Here is a 22,397-nt window from a genome sequence, read left to right on the forward strand (position 1 = left end):
GAGGCCCTGCCGCGGGCGCTGAGCTTCATCGATCGCGCGCTCGAGTCGGGACGCAGCGAGGTCGACGCGGAGGTGCTGTGGGCGGCGACGCGGACCCTGATCCGCTGGCGCGGGACCGACCCGGGGTCCGCGGGCTCGCGCCTCGAGGCCCGGCGGCGCGGGGCCGAGGAGGCCGCGGCCCGCTTCGTCGCGCGGGCGCCCCTGGCTGCGCGCGGGCCCGCACCACAGGCCAAGGGCGGGGGCGGGGAGCTCGGCGCCCTGGGCCGGGAGATGATCCGCGCCGTGGCCAGCAGCGACGACTTCGAGGTCTTCGACGCGTGGCTGCGCGCGGGCGCCTCGCTGCCCCGGCTGACGGCCCTGTCCGTGCTCAAGGTGTTCGCGGCCGCGTTCACGCCAGCGATCCTCGCCCTCGACGACCCGCGCTTTTTGACGCACCTGCGCGACCACGGCGGCGCCTTCGCCCTCGACCCGCCCCGGGGCTTCGCCAGCTTCATCGCTCGCCACGGGCGCGGCGAAGCGTGGGAGCGCGAGGCGGTGCTCGGCGCCCAGGGAGCGACGACGCTGCGCGCGGGCTACGAGGCCAAGGCCGTGCTCGCGCGGCTCGAGGGGGAAGGGGGGTCGGCCCTGGCCGAGCTCGAGGCGGCCCTCGACTACGCGTCGCCCTACCGCGAGGCGGCCCTCGAGGCCTACCTGTGCGACTACCAGGCCCACCGGGACGCGCCCGACTGCGGCCGCCTCGGCGCGGTCGATCCGCGCCGCGAGCCCGAGCTCGGCGCGGCGTGTTGGCGGGTGTTGACCGAGACCCTCGCCGGGGCCCGGCCCGCGCCCGCGCCCTGGGCCTCGGCCCTGCGCGCCTGCCTGCGCGAGGACTGGCGCCGAGAGGCCCGCTGGGCGGCGTTCATCGAGGTCCAGCTGCGCGCCCAGATCCCCAGCAAGTTCGTCGTCGGGGCGACCTCGGCCGACTTCGGGGTGCTCGCCACCTTGCTGCCCCGGCCCTTCGAGGCCCTCGTCGAGCGGACCCTGGGCGGGACCCCGGACCGCTTCGCCGTCGACCTGTTCGAGTGGCTCGCCGCGCACCAGCGCGAGCGGGCCGCGGCGTGGATCGAGGGGCTGCTCGACTCGCCCCACTGGGGCCTGCGCCAGGCCGCGCGCCGGGCTCAGGCCGAGGCTTGATCGGCTCGATCGGGCTGCTCGGCTTGGGTCGCTCGTTCGAGGGGGGTCATCAGCCAGTCGATGGCCTGGGCCTCGGTCTCGAAGAACTGCGTCGTTTCGTTGACCCCGAGGACCTTGGTGATCAACCGGGCGAGCATGCGGTTGAGGTGCGAGATGCTGTGAATCGCGGCCTTGTCCCAGTCGAGGGTCGAGGACATCTTTTGCAGCTCGGCCCGGGTCTCGCGGCTGACCATCTTGGACGCCTTGCTGTGGTTGAACAGCATCAGGCGCGGGCTCTTGCCGTCCATGATGGCGTGCATCTGGCGGCTGAGCTCGGCGGCCTCGTCGGGCTCGAAGGTCCCGACGATGGCGACGCTGAGGAAGCCGCGCTCATCCCATTGGGCGTAGTGTTTCATGGCGTGCCTTTCGCCTCGAGCTCGGCCTTGAAGTTCGCTGCCTGGCCCCGGAGCCACTCGATGCCCTCCGCTGGCGTGTCGAAGAAGTTGACCTGCCCTGGGCGGAACACCCGGGCGATGATGCGGCCAACCATGCGGTTGAGGTTGTTCAGCCCGGTGACCACGAAGAACTCGACGGGCATGCGATCGGTGGTCTTCTCGAGCTCCTTGCGCACGTCTCGAGGCATGAGGTTGGGCGCGCCCGCGTGGTCGATGAGCAGCAAGCGCGGCGGCTCGTCGTCGTCGAGAAATCGCTGAAGTTGCTCGGTCATCCCCCACACGTCCTTGGCTTCATAGGGTGTATGGACCTCGAGCAGCAAAACGTCGCCCCCGTCGGCCCAGCGCACGCTGAACTTGTCCGATTCGAAGTGCCCATCTTCCATGACGGCACTCCGAGCCTATCACTACAGAAGCAGCACCGTCTCGAGTTCGCGGAAGATTGCGCTGCGCCAGCTGGCGAGGGGGCCGCGACCCTCGAGCAGCTCGCGCGTCGCCGCGAGCACGGCCGGGAGCTCGATGAGGAAGCAGTAGGGATCGTCGGGGGAGCGCGCACCAACGCCCGTCGGCAGCTCGCCGGGGGGCATCCACGCCGCCATGACTCGGGTCTCGCCGCGCAAGAGCGCGCGGACGGCAGCATTCGCCAGGCGCGAACCCAACAGGCGATCGAAAGCAGAGGGGCGACCGCCTCGAACGACGTGTCCGAGCACGGTTACGCGGGTTTCGAGGGGGTACTCGGGGCTGACGCCACGGCGCTCGAGCTCGGCCGTGTCCATCTCGACGCTCGAGCTCGGCCGTGTCCATCTCGACGCCCTCGGCCTCGATCGCCAACACTCGGTGATCTCGTGCGTCCCGCTTCCGGACGGCATCGATCGCGCGGACCACGTCACCGACGAGCTCGCCCTCGTCGCGCCCCGCCTCGGGGAACAGGACCATGTCTGCGCCTGCGGCCACGGCCGCGGTCATCGCCAGGTAGCCGCAGTCGCGACCCATGACTTCGACGATGAACGTGCGATCGTGCGCCGAGGCAGTGTCGGTAATTTTGCCTCAAGCCTCGACGATCGTGTTCATGGCGGTATCGACCCCAATCGAGAGGCTAGTGAGCGCGATGTCGTCGTCGATCGAGGCGGGCACACCCACGACGCGGGGCGCTCGTTGGCCCGCGCGGGCGGCCTCTTCGGGGTCGCCGAGGGCGAGGGCGCCGGCCGTGGCGAATCCCGAGCACGCGCCAGCCCGCGGCCGTGGCGACCATGGTCGCCGCCCGGATCGCCGCGTTCATGCCGGGCGCGTCCCCTCCGCTGGTCGAGATGGCGAGCGTTCGGGGGCTGTCGGCGTCCATCGTCATCGGCCGAGATAGCCCGGGCGCGGACAGTCCCCAGGCTTCGACGGTCAGCCTGCGCCCCCGGGGACGAACCACATCCGGGTCTCCTCGCGGCTGGCGAAGCACAGCAGCTCGCCGTCGGCTCCGGGCTGGCAGTCGAGGGACTCGTGGCCCGGCGGCGGGCTCAGCTTGCCGAGCGCGCGCGGGCGCTCCTGGCTGCCCGCGGGGGCGCCGGGGGCGGGGATGCGCCACAGCTCGTCTTCGACGCGCAGGTAGAGGCGGGTCCCGTCGCTGGACCAGCCCATCGGGTGCGACGGGTAGCGCTCGTCGATGCGCCGGGCCGCGCCGGTCTCGAGGTCGAACAGCCACAGGCCGCGCTCGAGCTGGTTCCAGCTGACGGCGAGGTGGCGCCCGTCGGGGGTGGCCTCGGCGTAGAACATCCAGCCCTTGGAGCTCGCCCCAGGCGCGAGCAGGCGAGGCTCCTGGTCGGGCCGACGAGGGTCGTAGCGCCAGAAGTTGCGGTGGTCCGAGGTCTGGTAGATGAGCTCGCCGGTGGACGTCCACTCGAGGCCAGACGGGGATCCGCTCTCGAGCGAGGTGAGCTCGTGGACCTGGGGCCGCGCCGTTGAGGTGAGCTCGAGGGTCCACAGCCGCGGCTCCTCTCCGATCCTGCCGACGAAGGCGAGGCTGCGCGCGTCGGGGGCGAAGGTGACCTTGCCGGCGTCGCGCAGCGGATACTCGCCCTCGGGCCCGCCTTCGATCAGCGGCACGACGCGCAGCAGCCGGCCCCCGCCGCCCTCCGTGACCACGGCCATGGCCTGGCCGCGGGGGGCGAAGGCGGTCGAGAAGATGACGTCTTCGGTGTCGAAGAGCAGCTCGGCGGCGTCGAGGTCGAGGGGCGGAATGGGGCCGCGGGCCTCGCCCCGGCTCTCAGGCTCCTCGCGCCCTCGAGGTTCCCGGATGCGCAGCAGCTGCCCGCCGTGGCTGGCTCGGGTGTGGTAGGTCAGGTCGTTCTCGGTCGAGACGTCGAAGCGCATCGCGTAGAGCTGCCGCCCGGGCACGACGACGCGGATTCGGTTGGCCCCGTCGTCGTCGAGGGCGACGGACTCGAGCTGCGGCCCGAGGCCTTCGCGGGTGTTGAGCACGTAGAGCTCGCGCCCGCCCGGGCCCAGCTCGATGTAGGGGGAGTGGGCGCCGACGAGGCGGTAGACCGGGACGGCCTCGTGGGTGTCGAGGTCCACGCGCTGGAGCTGGGTCTGGGAGTCGTCGAGGATCGTGGCGATCACCGTTCCGGTGCGGTCGTCGCAGGCGACGAAGCCGAGCCAGTCGAAGTCCTCGCGGCCCTCGAAGTAGAGCGGGACGGTGTCGACGACCGTCGGGCTCGGGGCGTCGAGGTCCTCGACGGTCAGCGCCTTGTCGGTCCACCGCGTGTGCACGAGCAGCCCGCGCTCGGGCATGACGCAAAACAGCGGCACGCGGCCTGCGACGAACTCGGGCAGCTCGCCGAACTCGGGGGCGTGGATGCGCACCAGGGCCGAGTAGGTGTCTTCTTCGAGCCGCGCGCTGACGTAGTAGACGCTGCCGTCGGGGGTCGCGTACAGGCCCTCGAGGTAGTCCTCGTCGAGCAGGATCTCCTCGTGGCTGTCGAGGTCGCGGAGCCACAGGCCGCCCTCGCCAGCGTAGACCAGGGCGTGGGCGCCGGGCAGGTAGGCGAACTCGCGCTCGGGCCCGTGGTCGACCTGGAGCTCGACGGGGGTCGAGGGCTCGGGCTGGGGGAGGGCGGCGCCTTCGCTGAGCGCGGGCGTGGGCGCGGGCGCGGCGGGGTCTCGCCCGAGCTCGGGCGAGCGGACGAGCAGGGCCAAGGCTGCGAGCGCTGCGGCGCTGGCGAGCCCTGCCCAGGCCCACCCGCGTCCGGGCGAGCGCCGGGTCCTCGCGCCTTCGAGGGCTTCGACCAGCTCGATCATCGAGGGGAAGCGCGCGTCGGGGTTGGCGGCCAGGCCCCGCGTGAGCGCGCGGGCGACCCCCCGAGGCACGGCGGCGTGGCCCAGGCGGGCGTGGGCGCGGGGCGGCGGCGTCGGGCGCTCGCCCTCGGTCACGGCCTCCATCAGCTCCGGCAGCGTCCGGGCGTCGAAGGGCCGGGCGCCGTAGAGGGCCTCCCACAGCGTGATGCACAGGCTGAACTGGTCGCTGCGGTCGGACAGCGTGCCGCTGCCGAACTGCTCCGGGGACATGTACGCCGGCGAGCCGACCAGGGTGCCCGTGCGGGTCAGGTTGCCGCCCGTGGTGATGTCGAGGGAGCCGGTCGGGAGCACGAGGGAGCCGGTGCTCAGGCCCTCGCTGAGCGCCGCCCCGGTGCGCGAGTGGGCCACGCCGAGGTCCATGACGAGCACGCGCCCGCTGCCGTCGATCATCACGTTGTCGGGCTTGATGTCGCGGTGGACCAGGCCCGCCGCGTGGATCGCCGCGAGCCCCCGGCCGGCGGCGCAGAACACCGCGAGCAGCTCGTCGAGGTCGCGCCCGTCGCCGCCCTCGGGCTCGAGCTCGAGCCACTGGCGCAGGGTCTGGCCCTCGACCAGCTCCATGACGATGTAGGGCGGCGCTCGACCGGTGCTGCTCTCGGCCGCGTCGCTGATCTCGTAGATGCGCACCACGTTGGGGTGGGTCAGCTTGGCCAGGGCGCGGGCCTCCCGAACCAGGCGCTCGTGGAGCTGGGCGTTGTCGGCGGCCCACAGCGTCTTGATGGCGACCTTGCGATCGAGGCGGTCGTCGATGCCCGCGTAGACGATGCCCATGGCCCCGTGGCCGAGCTCGGCGGTGACGCGGTAGCGGCCGATGGTCTCCGGCAGCTCGGGCGCGTCGCCTCTGGCCAGCGGCGAGGAGCCAGAGCCCGATCCCGAGGGGCTGGGCGGCTTGGCGCGACGCAGGAAGCCCACACCCCCCGTGGCCTCTACCGCGGGCGCGCTCTCGGAATGGAGCAGCGTGTCGGAGTCGACGAACTCGGGCTCGGAGCTCGAGCCCGGTCTCGAATCGGAGCCCGTTCCCGCGCGCTCTCCCGACATGGCGAACGATGATAGCACTCAGGCCCACTGGCCGGACGCGCCCAGTTTCACCAGGCCCCGAGCCTGGGCGATCCCGCCCAAGCCCCGTAGAAGTCACTGCAGGCTGGCGAAGCCAACACGCCCGTAGGCGTCGAGCTGCTGCATGCGCTGGATGAGCTCGGCCTGGCCCTCGGCGTGGTAGCTGCTGCGAACGAGAGGCCCGGACTCGATGTGCGCGATGCCGGCCTCCCGGGCGAACTCGGCCAGGGCCGCGAACTCGTCGGGGTGGACGTAGCGCGCGACAGGCAGGTGCTTTTTGCTGGGCTGGAGGTACTGGCCGAGGGTCAGGATGGTCAGCCCGAGCTGGCCGAGCTCGGTGATCACCTCGCGGACCTCGTCGAGCTCCTCGCCGAGGCCGAGCATGATGCCGGTCTTGGTCAGCGCGCCGGCCTCCCGGGCGTGGCGGAGCACGGCGTAGCTGCGATCGTAGCGGGCCTGGACCCGGACCTCGCGGCTGAGCCGGGGCACGGTCTCGAGGTTGTGGGCGAACACGTCGGGGTTGGCCGCGAGCACGGCGTCGACGTCGGCGAGCTGGCCCTTGAAGTCGGGCACGAGCACCTCGATGGTCATCCACGGCGCGAGGGTGTGGCAGGCCTCGAGGGTCGCCGCCCAGATGCTCGCGCCGCCGTCTTTGAGGTCGTCGCGATCGACGCTCGTGATCACCGTGTGGTTGAGCTCGAGCTCGGCGAGGATCGTGGCCACGCGCCGCGGCTCCTCCTCGTCGACGGGCAGGGGGCGCCCCGTGGCCACGTCGCAAAAGCGGCACGAGCGGGTGCAGATTTCCCCGAGGATCATGATGGTCAGCGCCTTGTTGTTCCAACACTCGCCGATGTTGGGGCAGCTGGCGCTCTGGCAGACCGTGTGCAGGTTCAGCTCATTGACGCGCTTTTTGAGCTCGGAGTAGGCCTGGCCCCCGGGCATGGGCACGCGCAGCCACTTGGGGTGGCGGGGGCGGCGGGCTTTCTTGGCGGGGGCGGGCGCCGCGGGCTGCTGGCCGACGATGGGCAGGCGCGTCGTGGTCACGCTCGCTGCATAGCACGAGGGCGAGGGCGTGTGACCCCGCCCCGGCTCGGGCGGGCTGTGCAGGCCGCCGCGCAGTGGCTGGGCCGTCTGGTTAGCCGAGCGCCGCTTCGCGGGCCGGGGTCTCCTCGCCCTGGAGGCGCTCGAGCACCGCGAGCAGCTCCTCGTCCCCGGGCTCGGGCATGCGCACGTCCAGGCGCACGAAGAGGTCGCCCTTGGGCTCGCCGCGCACGCGCACGCCCTTGTGCTTGAGGCGCAGGGACTGGCCGTTTTGAACCCCGGGGGGCAGGCGCATGGTCACCGGGCCCCAGGGCGTGGGCACGTCGATGGGCCCGCCGCGGTAGGCCTCCAGGGCGGTCACCGGGAGCAGCATGTGGAGGTTGTCGCCGCGCCGCTCGAGGGTCTTGCCGGGGTGCACGCTGACGGTCAGGATCACGTCGCCGGGCGGGTCGCCGGGGCCCCCCTGACCGCGCAGGCGCAGCTTGCCCTGGTCCTGGATGCCGGCCGGGATGCGCACGTCGAGGGTGCGCACCGGGCCGCCGCCGCCGGGGGACTCGATGCGCAGGGGCACGGTCACGCCGAGGATCGAGTCGAGCAGCGAGACGCCGATCTCGCCGCGGATGTCTCCGCCCCGGCGGCTCCGAGGCTGGCGGTTGAAGGCGTCGGAGCGCACCCGCCCGCCGCCAAAGAGCTGGGACAGGAGGTCGTCGAAGCTGCTCTCGCGGGCGTTGCCGAAGCCGCCGACGCCGGGTCCAAAGCCGGGGCCAAAGCCCCCGCGAGCGCGCTGGTAGGCGCGGGCCCGCGCGGGGTCGAAGCCCTGGCTCAAGCTCATCTCGCCGAACTCGTCGTAGAGCGAGCGCTTGTTGTCGTCGCCGAGGACCTCGTAGGCCTGGGAGACCTCCTTGAAGCGCTCTTCGGCGGCCTCGTTTCCCGGGTTCTTGTCGGGGTGAAACTCACGGGTGAGCTTCCGGTAGGCTTTTTTGATCTCGTCTTGGGAGGCGCCCTTGTCGACGCCGAGGGAAGCGTAGAAATCTCGCATGGCGGCGGAGCCTCCATTGTTGCACCGGCGGTTCTACCGCGGCTCTCCATGAGCCGGGGGTGCGCGAATGAACGCGCCGCAGCATAAGTCGCGCGCCGGCCCACGCAACCCTCCCGCTGGTCAGTCATCGGGGAGGGTTTGCCAATCCAGGCCGCGCTAGCGTTCGCGGCAGGGCGTGGTATTGCACCGCCCATCATGGTGGATGCTGCGGATCTTGCGCTCGACGAGCACCCCTACGCCGCGTTCTTGGCCCGGGTCAAAAAGCCCGGCCGCTACCTCGGTGGGGAGGAGCAGTCGGTCATCAAGGACCACGCGGGCCTGACCTGCCGCTTCGTCCTGGCCTTCCCCGATCTCTACGAGATCGGCATGAGCCACCTGGGCACGCGGATCCTGTACAGCCTGATCAACGACGCCGAGGATCTGTGCTGCGAGCGGGCGTTCACGCCCTGGACGGACATGGAGCAGGAGCTGCGCCGCCGCGATCTGCCCCTGGTCAGCCTCGAGACCTACACGCCCCTGCGCGACTTCGACGTCGTCGGCTTCTCGCTCCAGTACGAGCTGAGCTACTCCAACGTGCTGCTCAACCTCGACCTGGGCGGGGTGACCTTGAGGGCGGCCGAGCGCGGGGAGGCCGAGCCCATCGTCATCGCCGGCGGACCCACGGCGACGCACCCCGAGCCGCTCGCGGACTTCATCGACGCCTTCTTGGTCGGCGAGGCCGAGGAGACCCTCACGGGCATGCTGCGGACCATCGGCCGCATGCGCCAGGAAGGCCGCGCGCGCGTCGAGATCCTCGCCGCCATCGCCCAGATCCCCGGCATCTACGTGCCCCGCTTCTACCGCGTCGAGGAGGAGCCGCGCACGGGCTTGCAGGTGGTCGTGGGCCGGACCGAAGAGGGCCTCGCCCTCGGGGCGCCGGCGTCCGTCGAGCGCGTGTTCGTCCGCGACCTCGGCGAGTTCAAGTTCCCCACGCGCTTCCCGGTGCCCTACGCCGAGGCCATCTTCGACCGCGCCAGCGTCGAGATCACCCGGGGCTGCACCGAGGGCTGCCGCTTTTGCCAGGCGGGCATGATCTACCGCCCGGTCCGCGAGCGCTCCCCCGAGGACATCATCGAGGCCGTGCTCGAGGGCACCGACGCCGGCGGCTTCGACGAGGCCAGCTTGACGGCCCTGAGCACCGCCGACGTCTCGTGCATCGACCCGCTGATCAAGGCCCTCGTGCCCGAGCTGGCCAAGCGCAAGGTGTCCCTGGGCATCGCCTCGCTCCGGGCCTACGGCCTCAACGAGAGCATGCTCGACGAGATCAAGAAGGTCGGCATCGACGGCCTGACCTTCGCCCCCGAGGCCGGCACGCAGCGCATGCGCAACGTGATCAACAAGAACGTGTCCGACGAGGACGTGCTCGCCTCGGCCAAGCGGATCTTCGAGCGCGGCTACAGCCGGATGAAGATGTACTTCATCATGGGCCTGCCCACGGAGACCGACGAGGACGTCGCCGGCATCGTCGAGACCGGGCGCATGGTCCGGCAGCTGGCCGCCAGCATGGTCCGCGAGGGCGTCGTCGAGCAGCTGCCCAACATCACCGTCTCGGTGTCCCAGCACGTGCCCAAGCCGCACACGCCCTTCCAGTGGGCGGCCATGGACAGCATGGAGGACCTCGAGAGCAAGGTGAGCTTGCTGCGCGATCAGGCCAAGCGGGCCAAGGTCGGCTGCAAGACCCACGACGTGCGCGAGAGCTGGCTCGAGTGCATCTTCGCCCGCGGCGACCGTCGCCTCGGCGCGACCTTGGAGCACGCCTACAAAGCTGGCGTGCGCTTCGACGGGTGGAAGGAACTGTTCGCCTTCGAGACCTGGCTCGACGCCCTCGAGGCCACGGGCATCGAGGCCGCGAACTACACCCAGACCCTGCCCGTGGGCGTGCCGCTGCCGTGGTCGCACCTCGACATGGGCTTCGAGGCCGACTTCCTCGAGTCCGAGTACCGCAAGGCCCTCGCCGACCGGGTGTCGCCGCCGTGCGGCAAGCCGGCCGGGGCCAAGGTCCACCACACCACCCTCGCCGACGCCGAGGCCGAGAAAAAGCGCCTGGTCTGCTACGACTGCGGCGTCGCCTGCGACCTGAGCGACATGCGATCGGAGCGCATGGTCGCCCTGCGCAGCCTGTCCGAGCGCACCGAGGCCCGGTTGGCCGAGCAGGCCGAGCGCGAGGCCGAGGAGGCCGTCGAGGCCCTGGCTCGGGAAGAGGCTCGGCGCGAGGGCGGCGAGGAGTTGATCCCCGCTTCGCGCCTGGCTCGGATCAGCGGCCGGCTCGCGCCCAGCAACCTCGACGACGACAGCGCCTTCAAGCACAACGCCGAGGCGCCCTACAGCAAGGTCCGGCTGTTCTTCGCCAAGGTCGGCACGCTGCGCTTCATGAGCCAGCTGGACCTCGTGCGCATCATCCCGCGGATGTTCCGGCGCGCGGGCATCGAGATGGGCTTCCGCCGCGGCTTCAACCCCCAGCCGCGCATGAGCTTCGGCCCGGCGCTGGCCCTGGGCATGGGCGCCGACGAAGAGGTCGTCGACTGCGACCTGCTGCTCGAGCGCAGCGCCGAGGACATGGCCGGCCTGCTCAGCGCCGAGGAGCGCCAGGCCATCGCCGACGACGTGTTCGCGCGGCTGCAGGACTCGACGCCGCCGGGCATGGTCTTGCTCGGGGCGCGGATCGTCGCGCCCGGGGAGAAGACCCTGGGCGAGCTCGTGGCCGGGGCCGACTTCGCCATCGAGCTCTCGGGCCTGTCGGCGGACGCGCGCGCGCGCCTCGAGGCTCGGGTCGGGGGCCTGCTCGCGGGCGAGGAGCTGACCATCACCCGCGAGCAGCGGGTCAAGAAGAAGCGCAACAAGAGGCGGCGCCAGGTCGGGACCAAGACCGTCGTCGTGGACCTGCGCCCGCGCCTGCTCGACGTGTCCGTGGGCGAGGCCCAGCTCCGCTTCCGCCTGCGCACGGACCTCGAGGGGGCCAACGCCCGGCCGCGGGAGATCGCGGCGCTGTTGACCGGACAGCACGTCGAGGATCACCAGATGCGTCGGCTTCGCTTGCTCGGCCGCGACGGCGAGGGCGACTGGCTGAGCCTGCGCGAGCTCGGCGGGGTGTGGCGAGCGGCCCACCGCCGCCACGTGCCCGGTCCACCGAGCGCCCCGGCCTGAGGGCGGGCTACGGATCCTCTGCACCCAAAGCGGGGATGGATCCTGGAGGGGCGCCGCGCGAAAGGGCTCGGCGGCGCGCGCTCTGGTGTCCGACGACTCCGAATCGTCGCGCACTGCCACGGGGCGCCCTTGCTAGCGTGGCTCCATGGCTGACCACGGGCTTTCCTTCCTCCGCTCTCGGACTCTCACCCTCGCCAGCAGCTGCGCGCTGATGTTCGCCTGCGGCGACTCGAGCGGGGACGCGGGCGACGACGAGGTCGGCGAGAGCCAGGGCAGCGAGACCCAGGACGGCGGGAGCTCTGGGGACGCCGACGCCGGCTCGAGCTCGGGGGAGAGCGGCACGAACGACGGCTCGACGGACGCGGGGACCGACACGAGCACGGACACGGAGACGAGCACGGACACGGAGACGAGCACGGACACGGAGACGAGCACGGACACGGAGACGAGCACGGACACGGAGACGAGCACGGACACGGGGACCGAGACGGACACGGGGACCGAGACGGACACCGAGACGGACACCGAGTCCGAGACCAGCGACTGCCTCCCCGACGAGATCATCTGCGACGGCCTCGACGACGACTGCAACGGCCTCATCGACGACGTCGACGTGGGCAACGACGGCTTTTGCGACTGCTACCGCATCGGGATCATCGGCACCGTCGGGGCGAATCCGGCCTCGAACTTCGAGGCCTGGCTCGAGGAGAAGGGGACCACCGCCGATCGCTTCGGCACGGCCGTCGATCACCAGCTGACCGAGGCCGATCTGGCCGACTTCGACATCCTCATCGTCGATCGCCTGACCCACCAGTATCCGCCGGAGCAGCAGGCCATCTTGCAGACGTGGATCGAGTCGGGCCACGGCCTGATCAGCATGGCCGGCTACACCAACAACGCCACGGACCGGGCCCAGCAAAACTCCCTCGTCAGCTTCACCGGGCTGACCTACGAGACGCCGATCTACATCAACCCCACGGAGGACTGGCAGGTCCACCCGATCACCGAGAACGCGACCTCGGTGCAGGTCTACGGCGGCTGGCGGGTGGCCGGCGTGGGCGAGGTGTTCGTGCGCCCCGCGGGCGAGCCGAACAACTCCCTGGGCACGACCACCGAGATCGGCGATGGCGTGGTCGTCGTGTTCTCCGACGAGTGGATCAGCTTTGACTCGGAGTGGGATGCCATCCCCGAAGTCGAGACCTTCTGGTCGAACATGGTCAACTGGGTCGGGCCCGAGGAGCTGTGCTTCGACCCCCAGTAGCCAGTAGCCCGCGATGAGATGCTGGGGACTCAGGCCCCACTACGACCGCGAATACGTAATTTTGGTGTTCTGGCACATGGTGCTGGGACACCAAAATTACATGGACCGAACGTGAGGGAACTCGACACTCGATTCATGGTGGATATGCAGTCGATTCCCGCTCCGATTCCTCTCCGTCCTCGCGCCGTCGCCGTGCCCATGGCCGTGCACTCCGAAGGCTCCGCCGCCCTAAACATTGACCGCCCCCAGGCCCTGGTTGTCGACAGCTGCCGCTTCATCGCCGAGCGCATCGCCAAGGTGCTCGAGGCCCGAGGATACGCCTGCACCGTCGTCAGCGACGGCTTCAAGGGCCTCGAGCAGCTCCGAGCCCGCTCCTTCGAGGCGGTCGTCCTCGACACGGCCACGCCCATGATCGACGGCTTTTGCCTACTTCGTCACCTGCGTCACACTTCCGGCTATTCGCATACCCCCGTGTTGATGCTGGACGCCGTTTGCACCGACGCGGACCGTGACCGAGCCATTGCCCTGGGCGCGGACGGCTACCTGGCCAAGCCCCTCCAGCGCCGCGGTCTCGACCGCATGTTGGACAACTTGGGTGTGTAGTCGCAGGTTCGGGGCTTCGGAGGAGAGCGAGCACCGCAGTACGGAGGTTTGGGCTTCGGAGGAGAACGAGCACCGCAGTACGGAGGTTTGGGCTTTGGAGGAGAGCGGGCACGGGCCGGGAGAGTCGGATCCCCCGCTGTCGCCTGAATGCATGGGTCAAAGGAATCTCTAGCGTTGAAGGTTGGCGAGGAGGCACGTCCCTCATGTGCCCGCCTGGGTTCGAGCGCACCTCAGGCCTTTCGAGCGAGAGGCTGAAGCTCCTGGCGAACGACGGGCACAAAAGGGGCAAGAGGGTCGGGCCCCCAAGCGCGAGGAGCCGTGACAGTGATGGGCGAAGTCGGATCCCCAGGCCAAGGGCGAGCGGTCGAGATCAGATGAGCACATGCCTACAGGCGACAGCGGGGGCCCGACCCTCTTGACCCGTGCCCGCTGTCTGCCGAAGCCGAGACCCTCTCGAACCGAGAGTCGAAGCCAAGACTCTCGAAGCCGAGACCCTCTCGAACCCAGAGCCGAAGCCAAGACCTTCTCGAGCCCAGAACCCACCCCCGGTGACCCCCGCCCGTTCCCCGTTCACCGTCGGTGACGATCGGTGACGCCCGGTTCGGCGTCACCACTCGGGCCCTCCGACCGGCCAGGAACTCTCGAATTCGCACGAGTATGGCTGCCTGGCAGACCCCGCGGCAGGTAGGGGAGGGTGCGAGGAATGGTGACGCCGCGGGGACTCCCAGGTCCCTGACGGTCCCCCCCTCGGGGTTGCATCTTGAGTGGGCAAGGGAGGCGCCGCGGCGCCCCACCCAGCCACCACCCACCGCCGAGCAGCCACCGCCATGACCGCCTTCGCCCCCGTCTCCAGCCCCCTCGCCACCCTCTCCGCCGTCACCCGCCGCCGCCCCGCCCACAGCCCCGCTCGCAAGCCCGCCGCTCGTTCGCTCCCCGCTTCGCGCTCCGTCAGCGTCAACACCGTGCTCGTCGGCCTCGTCGAGGCCCTCCGCGACGCCCACGACCTCGCCGAGTCCGAGCAGGACATCGCCCAGCTCGTGCTCTTCGGTCGGGACGTCGAGGCCATGGCCTGGCGCCTCGGGGCGTCCGAGGCCTCGGTTCGCTGGCGGGTGCACCAGCTGTTCGAGAAGCTGGGCGTCAGCTCGCGCAAGGGCCTGATGCACGTGGCCATGCGCGCCGCCGCGCAGCGCGAGACCAGCCTCGAGCTCGCCGCGACCACCCCCGCTGCTCGCCGCAGCGCGCCGACGACTCCGACCCGTCGCCCGAGCTCGCGCCAGCGTCGCGCGCTGAAGCCCGTCGTGGGGCGCTGCTAGGTCGATCCGCTCAATCTTCTGAGCGAGGTGGGCGAGGTGATCGAACCGTGCCGTCCATGGCACATCGAATGGGGCCGCTGCGCGCCCCGAGGAATCGACCATGCTCCCCTGTCCAGTTTGCAAGCGCCACATCCACGCCAGCGAAGCCAGCTGTCCCTTCTGCGGGGCGAGACAAGACAAGACGGCGCTCTCGGGCGGCCTGTTCGTCGGGATGATGGTCTTGGCTTCGACCCTCGGTGGCGGAGCGATCGGTTGTGCGCCGGGCGACGTGGATCTCGACGAGGGCTCGGACACGGTCGGCGACACTTCCGCGCCCATGACCACGGCGAGCACGGCCGATGAAGCCGATGAGGCCGACGAGGACTGGGGCGAGCAGGGGGGCAGCTTCTATGCGGGCCCGGCTGACGAAGAGGAAGGAGAGACCGGCTCGCCCCTCGTCTGCAACGTCTTCTTGCAGGACTGCCCCGAGGGCGAAAAGTGCGTCGCGGTCATGGAGGGGAAGGGCGAGGCGTCCTACTCCAGGGAGTGCGTGCCGGTGGTGGGCGAGAAGGCCGTCGGCGAAGCGTGCGTGCACGACGGGCCTGCGCTGGGGACCGACGACTGCGACACGTGGGGATCGTGCTGGGTCGAGGACAGCGAGGGCAAAGGGGGTGTGTCGGGCCTTTTGTGCGGGCGAGTCGTCCAACCCGTTGTGCGCCCAGGGGACCCAGTGCGTGGTCGCCCACGGCGACGCCGTGGCGCTTTGCATCGAGCCTTGCGTGCCCGGTGGGGAGCCTTGTCCGGGCGAGCAGAGTTGCGAGTGGGTGCCGGTGCAGGCTGACCCAGGCTTCGCGTGTACCTTGCCGCCGGCTGGGGATCCCGCCGGAACGCCTTGCCCCACTGCTTCCGATCTCGAGTGCGACTCGGGCCTGGCCTGCGTCGACCCTCCGAACCCCGAGCAGTGCGCCGGCAACTGCTGCACCGAGGTCTGCGACGTCGAGCTGCCCAGCTGCGCCCTCGAGGGGGCCGAGTGCGTGGCCTTCGAGTCGCCCGAGTTGGCCAACGTGGGCGTGTGCTTGATCCCCTGAGGGTGCGCGCACGCGAAGACGGGGCCGAACTCACCGAGCCCGACCCCGCCCTGGCCCACATCGGCGACTCAGAGGGTCGGCCAGAACGAGTCCTGTCCGCCCCTCTGTCTATTTTAGCCGTCGTGGACGACGCCACGCCCTCCCTGCCCCACGTCCACGACTCAGGGACCGTGAATTTTTCACAGTCCCTGTCCATTTTAGCCGTCGTGGACGACGCCACGCCCTCCCTGCCCCACGTCCACGACTCAGAGATTGTCAATGAATCCACGCCCCCGCGAGCGGGGGCGACCACGAGCCTTCTCCAAGGCACGAACTTCATTGCCCACCAAGCCAAAGAGGAGGAGCGGAGCGACGAAGCGTCCCCGGTCCTGGGCGGCTGTGGGGGCAAAACAGAACTCAGATCGCGTTCTCGAACTGCGGGGGCTTGCCACGCAGCATCGCCTTGGTCCCGATCTTCGACGCGCTCAGGCACAGGCTATCGGCCGCCCGGACCTCCTCGATGGCCGTGCCCTCGGCGTAGGGGAGGGCGTTGATCTCCTCGACGGTCTTGGCGATGAGCTCGCGCAGCTCGGCGTCGAGGGGCACGCCGGCCTCGTTCTTGCCGTCCACGCTGCGGTCGACGGTGAAGGCCTCGGCGCCGTCCATGCGGAAGGCGGGGCGCTCGATGCTGCCGTCGGCCAGGCCCGCGGCGAAGGCCATGGACTCCCGGGGCAGGTCGCGGACGGGGACGATCTTCGACACGTAGCCCCACTCGGCGGCCTCCTCGGCCTCGAAGCCGTGGCCGGTCAGCAGCAGCTCGTTGATGCGCGCGGTGAACTCGGCCTTGGAGGCGCGGTGGATGTTGTGGCAGCCGCCGAGGCCCGGGAGCACGCCGACGGTGGGCTCGGGCTGGCCGAGGCGGGTGCCGCCGGCGGCGACGCGGGCCTGGCAGCACGAGGCCAGCTCGTTGCCGCCCCCGAGCACGCGCCCGACGAGGGCCGCGACGGTCGGCTTTGGGCTGGTCTGGAACTTGCTCAGGGTCGCCTTCCAGGTCTGGATGAGCTTCAGGGCCTGGTCGTGCTTGCCGAGCACGGGCAGGAAGCAGCTGATGTCCGCGCCGTGGCCGAACTCGCGGCTGAGCGCGCCGTCGGGGGCGAGGACCATGGCCTTGACGGAGTCGTCGGCGGCGAGGGCCTCGTAGGCCTGGTCGAGCTCGGCGATGAACTGGTGGTTGATGGTCCGGCGCTTGAGCGAGATGAGCCCCACGCCCTCGTGGACCGAGGTGCCGACGTAGATGTTGGCGAGGTGGCTGTCGTCGAGCTCGCCGACGGGCGCGACGGCGGCGGCCTCGGTGACGCCCTGCTCGGCGAGGAAGGCCTCGACCAGGGCCTTGCTGGCTCCGAGCCCGCGCTGGGCCATGAGCGCCGGCATGCCCGCGCGGAAGGCCAGGGCGTTCTCACACAGGAAGTTGAGCTGGTCCGCCCCGCACACGCCGTGCTTCAACATGTAGGCCGTCAGCGAGAACAGCATGCCGAGCATGCGCTTTTCGACCAGGGCGTAGCCCTCCGGGGTGCACCTTTGGCCGCGCTCGTAGGGCCACTGCTTGCGCGGGTCCTCGGTGTAGGGCTTCCACAGCTCGGGGATGGCGTAGAGCGTGGAGTCGACCTCCTCGCTCAGCAGCTGCATGCAGTGGGCCGAGAGGTAGTTGGCCCCGGGGATGAGGTTGTGGACGTAAAAGGGCGAGGTCCCCAGGAGCTTCTTGCACGCGTCGTCGATCTGCGCCGGGCTCAGGTCCGTGCTGTCGTGGATGCGCACGGCCTCGAGCATCATGCCGCAGAAGATGCGATCGGCGGCGAAGGCCGGGACGTCGGCGGTCTCGAGCAGGTTCATGCCCAGGCCGCCGAGGAACTTGCGGATGGCCTTGAGGGTGTCCTTCGAGGTCGTGCAGCCCCGGGTCGGGACCTCGAACAGCTTGTTGGTCAGGTGGGGGAAGAAGGGGTGCATGACGCCGGAGCGGTCGGCACCGGGCAGGCCCTCGAACAGGTGCTTGGTGGTCAGGCCCGAGGTCGCCGAGAACACGAAGCAGTCCGGGTCGCGCTCGCGGATCGCCGTGTAGAAGGGTCGCTTGATGTCCAGGCGCTCGGGGATGGCCTCGAACACGAAGCCCAGGCGCAGCTGCTCGGGCACGTCGGCGAGGGTGCCCTGGACGACCGTGATGTTGTCGAGGATGGCCGCGACCTGCTCCTCGGTGAAGCGCTTGCCGAAGGCCTTGCGCAGCTGGTCCTTGACGCCCTGGACCTTGTCCGAGAGATCGAGCGCGATGACGGGGACGCCGTGCTTGGCGAGCAGGCGACCGAACTGGCCGAGCTTGCCGAAGCCGACGTTGCCACAGGCTCCGGCGACGAGCAGGGCCTTGGGGGCCTGGTCCGGGTCGGGCTGGAAGATCGCGCTGACGGTGGGATCGCTGATGGGCATCGCGGCGATGGTAGGGAAGGGGCCCGCCGCTGTTGACAGCCCAGCCCGGCAGCTGCGGTTGAGCTTTTTCACTGACCGCGGGCGCGCCACGGGTGCGCCGAAGCATCTGCGCCCCCTCGCGGACATTGGGGGAGCTGTTAGAGTCGCGCGCGATGGCCTCCTCCGCGCGCCCTTCGTCCCTCCGCCGCCTCGTCTCGACCGTCTCGCTCGCCAGTGTGTGCTGCGCTGCGCTGGCCTGCGGCGCGTCGAAGGAGGCCCCCGAGGCGGACACGGGCGCGAAGGCCAAAGAAGAAGCGAAGGCCAAGGAGGCCGAGGCTGAGGTAGAGGCCGCGAAGGCCGGGGCCGAGCAGGGTGAGCCGGCCAACACGGGCCCGGCGCCCGCCGAAGCGGGCGCGGACGCGGACCCGCCCGAGGCCGACGCGGGCGAGACCGAGGCCGAGGCCGAGGAGCCCGCGGGTCCGGTCCCCACGGAGTTCGCCGAGATCGGCGTGGCGCTGTGCGATCAGTACGTAAAGGACTACTTGGCCTGCATCGAGGCCAAGGTCCCCGAGGATCAGCGCGAGGCGCTGCGACGGGTCGTGCACGAGAACCACAGCTCGTGGTCGCGCATGAAGGACAACAGCCCGGCGAGCGCCCAGGGTCTCCAGACCGGCTGTCGCATCGCGCGGGAGCAGGCCAAGCGCGAGACCGAGAGCTTCGGCTGCGAGTGGTGAGCCGCGAAGCGGCGCGCGCTTGGTGACGAGGTCGAGCGGGGCAAGACCGATCGGGAGATCGGATGCTCTTGTCTACTTTTCCGCGTATGAGACTTCGCATACCGCGAATTTTGGTTCACGTGACAAAAATGTCCGAGCGTGGCGTGGTAGACGCATAGTTGGCTTTGTTCGATATCGAACGAGGCTGTTCGGGGCGGACTGAGTCGGAGCGTCGATTGACACACAAAGTCCCTCGAATTCGACGTAATCACCATGAAATCGGGCTTCTTCACCACACGAATCAGCATGCTTTGCTGATGATTTGAAATTAAAATTACATTTAATGGTGATTCCAAAAACTACCTCGAGAGTCGGAATTGGGCGTGAGCGACGCAGACGCCGACCCATTTGGGCCCTCACTGGACTCATTGTTGGTGCTGCAGTCGACGAAAACACATGGTAAGGATCCAAATCTCGGCGCATGCGCCGCTAGCTCCGCGAACGGTCGAGCACACCAAGCTGGACTGCGGGGCTCCCCCAACCGACTCGAACGACACACGGAGAGACGCAAATGAAGTTCAACAGCACCATCCTGGTCGCCGCCCTCACGGCTCTCACTTTCGCCGCCCCCGCCTGTGACAAGGCAGAGGAGAAGCCCGCCGACGACAAGGCCGACAAGGCCGACGACAAGAAGGAAGGCGAGGAGAAGAAGGAAGAGGCCAAGAAGGAAGGCGAGGAGAAGAAGGAAGACGCTCCCGCCGAGGAGAAGAAGGAAGAGCCGGCCGCCGCTGACGGTGCCGCTGGTGACGCCGCTGCTCCCGCCGCCGAGGCTGGCGACGCCCCCGCCCCCGCGGCCGAGGGCGAGGCCAAGCCCGCCGAGTGATCTTCACTCTTTCTCGAGCGAGGCTGAGCTTCACGGCTCAGCCTCGTTTTTTATTGGTTCCGCGGGTACCGTGCGCCCGCCGTGCGATTCGACGGACGAAGTAACGACCAACTCCGCCCTCTCACCCTGACCCCCGGCTTCACCTCGGCCGCCGACGGCTCGGTGCTCATCGCCACCGGCGGCACGCGGGTGCTGTGCACGGCCTCGGTCGAGTCCCGGACGCCCTCGTGGCTGAGCTCGGGCGGCTGGGTCACCGCCGAGTACGCGATGCTGCCCGGCGCGACGCGCCCCCGCGGCGGCCGCAAGGCGAACGGGCGCGCGAAGGAGATTCAGCGCCTGATCGGCCGCTCGCTGCGCGCTGCGGTCGATCTGAGCAAGCTCGTCGGGCCTGACGGGGGCGTGTCGATCGTCTGCGACTGCGACGTGATCGAGGCGGACGGGGGGACCCGGACGGCGGCGATCACCGGGGCCTGGGTGGCCCTCGAGCTCGCCCTGCGCCGGCTCGTCGCTGGCGGCAAGCTCAGCGAGCACCCCGGCATCGCGCCGGTCGCTGCCGTCTCCGTCGGGGTGATCCCCGTCGAGGGCAGCGAGCCCGAGGTCATGCTCGACCTGCCTTACTCCGAGGACAGCCGGGCGATCGTCGATCTCAACGTGGTGATGCGCCGCGCTCCCGAGGGTGGCACGCCGCGCCTCGTCGAGATTCAGGGCACCGGGGAGCAGGGCGACTTCAGCCGCGAGCAGCTCAACCGCATGCTCGATCTGGCCGAGGGCGGCATCACCAACTTGCTCGCCGGGCAGCAGGCCGCGCTCCGAGAGGCGTCGGCATGACGCGGCTGATCCTGGCGAGCAAGAACGAGCACAAGATCAGCGAGATCGCCGACATGCTGGGCAAGTCCCGGCACGCCAAGCTGCGGGCCGTCGAGGTCCTCGGCATCGGCCAGGCTGGGGAGGCCCTCGGCGAGGCGCCCCCAGAGGTCGAGGAGACCGAGGACAGCTTCGTCGGCAACGCGGTGCTCAAGGCCGACGGCTTCGCCCGCTGGCTCCGTGACAAGGGCGTGTCACCGTACGACATCGTCCTGGCCGACGACTCGGGCCTGTGCGTCGACGCCTTCGACGGGGCGCCGGGGGTCTACTCGGCCCGCTTCGCCGGACCGGAGGCCACCGACGCGGACAACAACGCCAAGCTCGTCGCGGAGCTGCAGGCCCGCGGGCTCGAGGGATCGCCCGCCGGCTACGTCTGCATGCTGGCCATGCGCTCGGTCGGGACGCGACCCTTCGACTTCACCATCCCCGAGTCGACGACCCTGTTCATCCGCGGCAACTGCCTGTGCATCGAGGGCACCTGCCGCGGTGAGGTTCGGATCGCACGACGGGGGGAGGGGGGCTTTGGCTACGATCCCCACTTTTGGATCGAGGACGGCGCGCGGACCTTCGCGGACCTCGATCCGGATCAAAAGGCCCGTCGATCCCACCGTGGGGTCGCGGTGCGCCGCTTGCTCAGCGAGCTCCCCTTGCTGTTGTAGACGGCTCTGACCGCCGCAGAGCGCCGGCCGGTTTCGGTCCTTGGCCTGCGTGAATCGCCGACTGGACCCGGGGCGGTGCGTGGGCTAGGCTCCGCGGCGTTTCGGGGCGTGGCGCAGTCTGGTAGCGCGCCTGCTTTGGGTGCAGGAAGCCGAAGGTTCGAATCCTTTCGCCCCGATTCTTTTGCGCTCATAGCTCAGTTGGAAGAGCACCGGCCTTCTAAGCCGGCAGTCCCAGGTTCGAGTCCTGGTGGGCGCACTCGTCGGGCTCCCTCGTGTGCGGCTGTGCGAAATCGCGCAGCTCTTCGAGGGAGCTCGGGGCTGTAAGAAGTGCTCCCGCGCTCGCCGTTGGGCCAGCCATGCGCAGCCACGTCCCTCTGCTCCTCGCCGCCTCCTGTGTCCTGCTCGTCGGTGCGTGCAACAAGGTGTCGGACTCCACCCACGTGCCTCTGGGGACGGAGTCGGTCGAGAGCGAGGGGTCGCGGGGCTCGGGGGGGCGCAAGGCCGAGGCGCGCTCGGGCTGGGACGACTGGGACGGCGCGGCGACCGCAGGCGAGGCCGCGCCAGCTCCAGCGGCGGACGCCAGCGTGGACCGCAGCCGCAGCGATCGCAAGCGCGACCGCGTGGCGATGGAGGAGGCGGACATCGCCGAGAACCACAGCCCGGGGCTGGGCACGGCCTACGGCGAGCACCGCCGCTCGCACATCGAGTCCGTGGGTTTTCGGCGCAGCGACCCCAGCCGCCCGGACGTGGTGTTCACGATTCGCTACGACGACGCCGCGGGGGTCCGCTCGGCCGCGCGGGCGCGCCGGACCCGAGCCTGGTCCGACGAGGCCCGGCGCGACGAGGACGGGCTGACCTTCGCGCTGCTCGACGCGGGCGAGGAGATCCTCCCGGCCGCGGCCGTCGGCGCCGAGCTCTACGCCGTCGGTCGCCCCAACCAGCGCTACATGCTCGCCGTCGCCAACGGGACCTCCTCTGCCTTCGAGCTGGTCGCCTCCGTCGACGGCCTCGACGTCATCGACGGCGGGCGGGCGAGCTTCGACAAGCGCGGCTACGTCATCGACCCCTTCAGCTCCGTGGTCATCGAGGGCTGGCGAACCAGCGAGGAGGCCGTCGCGGCCTTCCGCTTCTCCTCCCTCGAGGACAGCTACGCCGAGCGCATGGGCGACGGTCGCAACGTCGGGGTGATCGGCGCGGCCTTGTTCCGCGAGGCGCCGGTCGAGGAGTGGCGCAGCTGGGAGGACGACCGCCCGAGCTGGGACCGCTGGCGCGGCAGCGAGGACGAGACCTGGCGGCGCGAGTCCGCCGATCCCTTCCCGGGGAATTAGGTTTGATG

General features: G+C 70.2%; 18 protein-coding genes, 2 tRNA genes and 2 pseudogenes. 13 read left to right on the forward strand and 9 right to left on the reverse strand.

What is annotated here, in order from left to right:
* Nucleotides 1-1,173: pseudogene (locus PPSIR1_RS37665) on the forward strand (hypothetical protein); the annotation flags it as partial.
* Here the strand turns inward: PPSIR1_RS37665 and PPSIR1_RS37670 are convergent.
* The 8 genes and pseudogenes from PPSIR1_RS37670 to PPSIR1_RS37695 all read right to left on the reverse strand — a co-directional run bounded on the left by PPSIR1_RS37670 (nt 1,158) and on the right by PPSIR1_RS37695 (nt 8,082).
* Nucleotides 1,158-1,568: an STAS/SEC14 domain-containing protein gene (locus PPSIR1_RS37670; protein ID WP_006976536.1), complete on the reverse strand. Its 411-nt coding sequence runs from the start codon at nt 1,566-1,568 to the stop codon at nt 1,158-1,160. The pseudogene PPSIR1_RS37665 and the gene PPSIR1_RS37670 overlap by 16 nt on opposite strands.
* Nucleotides 1,565-1,990 carry a hypothetical protein gene (locus PPSIR1_RS37675; RefSeq protein WP_006976537.1) on the reverse strand — a complete coding sequence of 142 codons (426 nt, stop codon included), beginning with the start codon at nt 1,988-1,990 and terminating at the stop codon, nt 1,565-1,567. Before PPSIR1_RS37675 ends, PPSIR1_RS37670 begins: the two co-directional genes overlap by 4 nt.
* Nucleotides 1,991-2,011: 21 nt before the next feature.
* Nucleotides 2,012-2,473 carry a 6-phosphofructokinase gene (locus tag PPSIR1_RS45000; RefSeq protein WP_086002036.1) on the reverse strand — a complete coding sequence of 154 codons (462 nt, stop codon included), beginning with the start codon at nt 2,471-2,473 and terminating at the stop codon, nt 2,012-2,014.
* A pseudogene (locus tag PPSIR1_RS51385) lies at nt 2,463-2,744 on the reverse strand (6-phosphofructokinase); the annotation flags it as partial. The pseudogene PPSIR1_RS51385 and the gene PPSIR1_RS45000, both read right to left, overlap by 11 nt.
* Complete coding sequence (locus tag PPSIR1_RS51390) at nt 2,701-2,949, reverse strand: 6-phosphofructokinase (protein WP_086002037.1); 249 nt, start codon at nt 2,947-2,949, stop codon at nt 2,701-2,703. The gene PPSIR1_RS51390 and the pseudogene PPSIR1_RS51385, both read right to left, overlap by 44 nt.
* A gap of 44 nt (nt 2,950-2,993) precedes the next feature.
* On the reverse strand, nt 2,994-5,984 hold the full coding sequence (locus tag PPSIR1_RS37685) for a serine/threonine-protein kinase (protein WP_006976540.1): 2,991 nt from the start codon (nt 5,982-5,984) through the stop codon (nt 2,994-2,996).
* A gap of 93 nt (nt 5,985-6,077) precedes the next feature.
* Nucleotides 6,078-7,046, reverse strand: a complete 969-nt coding sequence (gene lipA, locus PPSIR1_RS37690) for a lipoyl synthase (RefSeq protein WP_006976541.1) — start codon at nt 7,044-7,046, stop codon at nt 6,078-6,080.
* 91 nt (nt 7,047-7,137) lie between these two features.
* Nucleotides 7,138-8,082 (reverse strand): DnaJ C-terminal domain-containing protein, encoded by a 945-nt coding sequence (locus PPSIR1_RS37695; RefSeq protein ID WP_006976542.1) that lies wholly within the window; start codon nt 8,080-8,082, stop codon nt 7,138-7,140.
* Nucleotides 8,083-8,277: 195 nt separating this feature from the next.
* Between PPSIR1_RS37695 and PPSIR1_RS45005 the strand changes: the two genes are divergently transcribed.
* From PPSIR1_RS45005 to PPSIR1_RS37725, 5 genes are all read left to right on the forward strand, one after another.
* Entirely contained in the window at nt 8,278-11,265 is a 2,988-nt protein-coding gene (locus PPSIR1_RS45005) for a TIGR03960 family B12-binding radical SAM protein (protein ID WP_006976543.1), read from the forward strand.
* A 145-nt stretch (nt 11,266-11,410) separates the two neighbouring features.
* Nucleotides 11,411-12,526, forward strand: coding sequence for a hypothetical protein (locus PPSIR1_RS49800; RefSeq protein WP_198154704.1), 1,116 nt, complete (start codon nt 11,411-11,413; stop codon nt 12,524-12,526).
* 198 nt (nt 12,527-12,724) lie between these two features.
* Nucleotides 12,725-13,129 (forward strand): response regulator, encoded by a 405-nt coding sequence (locus tag PPSIR1_RS37710; RefSeq protein ID WP_006976545.1) that lies wholly within the window; start codon nt 12,725-12,727, stop codon nt 13,127-13,129.
* A gap of 827 nt (nt 13,130-13,956) precedes the next feature.
* Nucleotides 13,957-14,442 carry a helix-turn-helix domain-containing protein gene (locus PPSIR1_RS37715; protein WP_006976546.1) on the forward strand — a complete coding sequence of 162 codons (486 nt, stop codon included), beginning with the start codon at nt 13,957-13,959 and terminating at the stop codon, nt 14,440-14,442.
* Nucleotides 14,443-15,245: 803 nt separating this feature from the next.
* The gene (locus tag PPSIR1_RS37725; RefSeq protein ID WP_157596398.1) at nt 15,246-15,509 is read left to right on the forward strand and encodes a hypothetical protein; all 264 of its coding nucleotides are present in this window, start codon (nt 15,246-15,248) and stop codon (nt 15,507-15,509) included.
* Between the two features lie 396 nt (nt 15,510-15,905).
* Here PPSIR1_RS37725 and PPSIR1_RS37730 read toward each other — a convergent pair whose 3' ends face one another.
* Nucleotides 15,906-17,963 (reverse strand): 3-hydroxyacyl-CoA dehydrogenase/enoyl-CoA hydratase family protein, encoded by a 2,058-nt coding sequence (locus PPSIR1_RS37730; RefSeq protein ID WP_006976549.1) that lies wholly within the window; start codon nt 17,961-17,963, stop codon nt 15,906-15,908.
* 152 nt (nt 17,964-18,115) lie between these two features.
* Here PPSIR1_RS37730 and PPSIR1_RS37735 point away from each other — a divergent pair, with 152 nt between their 5' ends.
* From PPSIR1_RS37735 to PPSIR1_RS45015, 7 genes are all read left to right on the forward strand, one after another.
* Nucleotides 18,116-18,676: a hypothetical protein gene (locus tag PPSIR1_RS37735; RefSeq protein WP_006976550.1), complete on the forward strand. Its 561-nt coding sequence runs from the start codon at nt 18,116-18,118 to the stop codon at nt 18,674-18,676.
* A gap of 550 nt (nt 18,677-19,226) precedes the next feature.
* Complete coding sequence (locus PPSIR1_RS37740) at nt 19,227-19,538, forward strand: hypothetical protein (RefSeq protein ID WP_006976551.1); 312 nt, start codon at nt 19,227-19,229, stop codon at nt 19,536-19,538.
* A gap of 81 nt (nt 19,539-19,619) precedes the next feature.
* Nucleotides 19,620-20,366 (forward strand): ribonuclease PH, encoded by a 747-nt coding sequence (gene rph, locus PPSIR1_RS37745; protein WP_006976552.1) that lies wholly within the window; start codon nt 19,620-19,622, stop codon nt 20,364-20,366.
* Complete coding sequence (locus PPSIR1_RS37750) at nt 20,363-21,061, forward strand: non-canonical purine NTP pyrophosphatase (protein ID WP_006976553.1); 699 nt, start codon at nt 20,363-20,365, stop codon at nt 21,059-21,061. The genes rph and PPSIR1_RS37750 overlap by 4 nt, the downstream gene beginning before the upstream one ends.
* A 102-nt stretch (nt 21,062-21,163) precedes the next feature.
* Nucleotides 21,164-21,237: transfer RNA gene (locus PPSIR1_RS37755), tRNA-Pro, on the forward strand.
* 7 nt (nt 21,238-21,244) lie between these two features.
* Nucleotides 21,245-21,317, forward strand: a tRNA-Arg gene (locus PPSIR1_RS37760).
* A gap of 100 nt (nt 21,318-21,417) precedes the next feature.
* Complete coding sequence (locus PPSIR1_RS45015) at nt 21,418-22,389, forward strand: hypothetical protein (RefSeq protein WP_006976554.1); 972 nt, start codon at nt 21,418-21,420, stop codon at nt 22,387-22,389.
* Nucleotides 22,390-22,397 lie beyond the last annotated feature (8 nt).

It is taken from the genome of Plesiocystis pacifica SIR-1, from assembly GCF_000170895.1.
Taxonomy (GTDB): Bacteria; Myxococcota_A; Polyangia; order Nannocystales; family Nannocystaceae; genus Plesiocystis; species Plesiocystis pacifica.

Bases quoted from the DNA above. Each gene is read 5' to 3' on its own strand.
- PPSIR1_RS37750 (WP_006976553.1), top strand. From the start codon at position 20,363: ATGACGCGGCTGATCCTGGCGAGCAAGAACGAGCACAAGATCAGCGAG.
- PPSIR1_RS45015 (WP_006976554.1), top strand. From the start codon at position 21,418: ATGCGCAGCCACGTCCCTCTGCTCCTCGCCGCCTCCTGTGTCCTGCTC.
- PPSIR1_RS37730 (WP_006976549.1), bottom strand. From the start codon at position 17,963: ATGCCCATCAGCGATCCCACCGTCAGCGCGATCTTCCAGCCCGACCCG.
- PPSIR1_RS37670 (WP_006976536.1), bottom strand. From the start codon at position 1,568: ATGAAACACTACGCCCAATGGGATGAGCGCGGCTTCCTCAGCGTCGCC.
- PPSIR1_RS45005 (WP_006976543.1), top strand. From the start codon at position 8,278: ATGGTGGATGCTGCGGATCTTGCGCTCGACGAGCACCCCTACGCCGCG.
- PPSIR1_RS37715 (WP_006976546.1), top strand. From the start codon at position 13,957: ATGACCGCCTTCGCCCCCGTCTCCAGCCCCCTCGCCACCCTCTCCGCC.
- PPSIR1_RS51390 (WP_086002037.1), bottom strand. From the start codon at position 2,949: ATGACGATGGACGCCGACAGCCCCCGAACGCTCGCCATCTCGACCAGC.
- PPSIR1_RS37710 (WP_006976545.1), top strand. From the start codon at position 12,725: ATGGCCGTGCACTCCGAAGGCTCCGCCGCCCTAAACATTGACCGCCCC.
- PPSIR1_RS37735 (WP_006976550.1), top strand. From the start codon at position 18,116: ATGGCCTCCTCCGCGCGCCCTTCGTCCCTCCGCCGCCTCGTCTCGACC.
- PPSIR1_RS37685 (WP_006976540.1), bottom strand. From the start codon at position 5,984: ATGTCGGGAGAGCGCGCGGGAACGGGCTCCGATTCGAGACCGGGCTCG.
- PPSIR1_RS37675 (WP_006976537.1), bottom strand. From the start codon at position 1,990: ATGGAAGATGGGCACTTCGAATCGGACAAGTTCAGCGTGCGCTGGGCC.
- PPSIR1_RS37740 (WP_006976551.1), top strand. From the start codon at position 19,227: ATGAAGTTCAACAGCACCATCCTGGTCGCCGCCCTCACGGCTCTCACT.
- PPSIR1_RS45000 (WP_086002036.1), bottom strand. From the start codon at position 2,473: ATGCCGTCCGGAAGCGGGACGCACGAGATCACCGAGTGTTGGCGATCG.
- PPSIR1_RS37695 (WP_006976542.1), bottom strand. From the start codon at position 8,082: ATGCGAGATTTCTACGCTTCCCTCGGCGTCGACAAGGGCGCCTCCCAA.
- PPSIR1_RS49800 (WP_198154704.1), top strand. From the start codon at position 11,411: ATGGCTGACCACGGGCTTTCCTTCCTCCGCTCTCGGACTCTCACCCTC.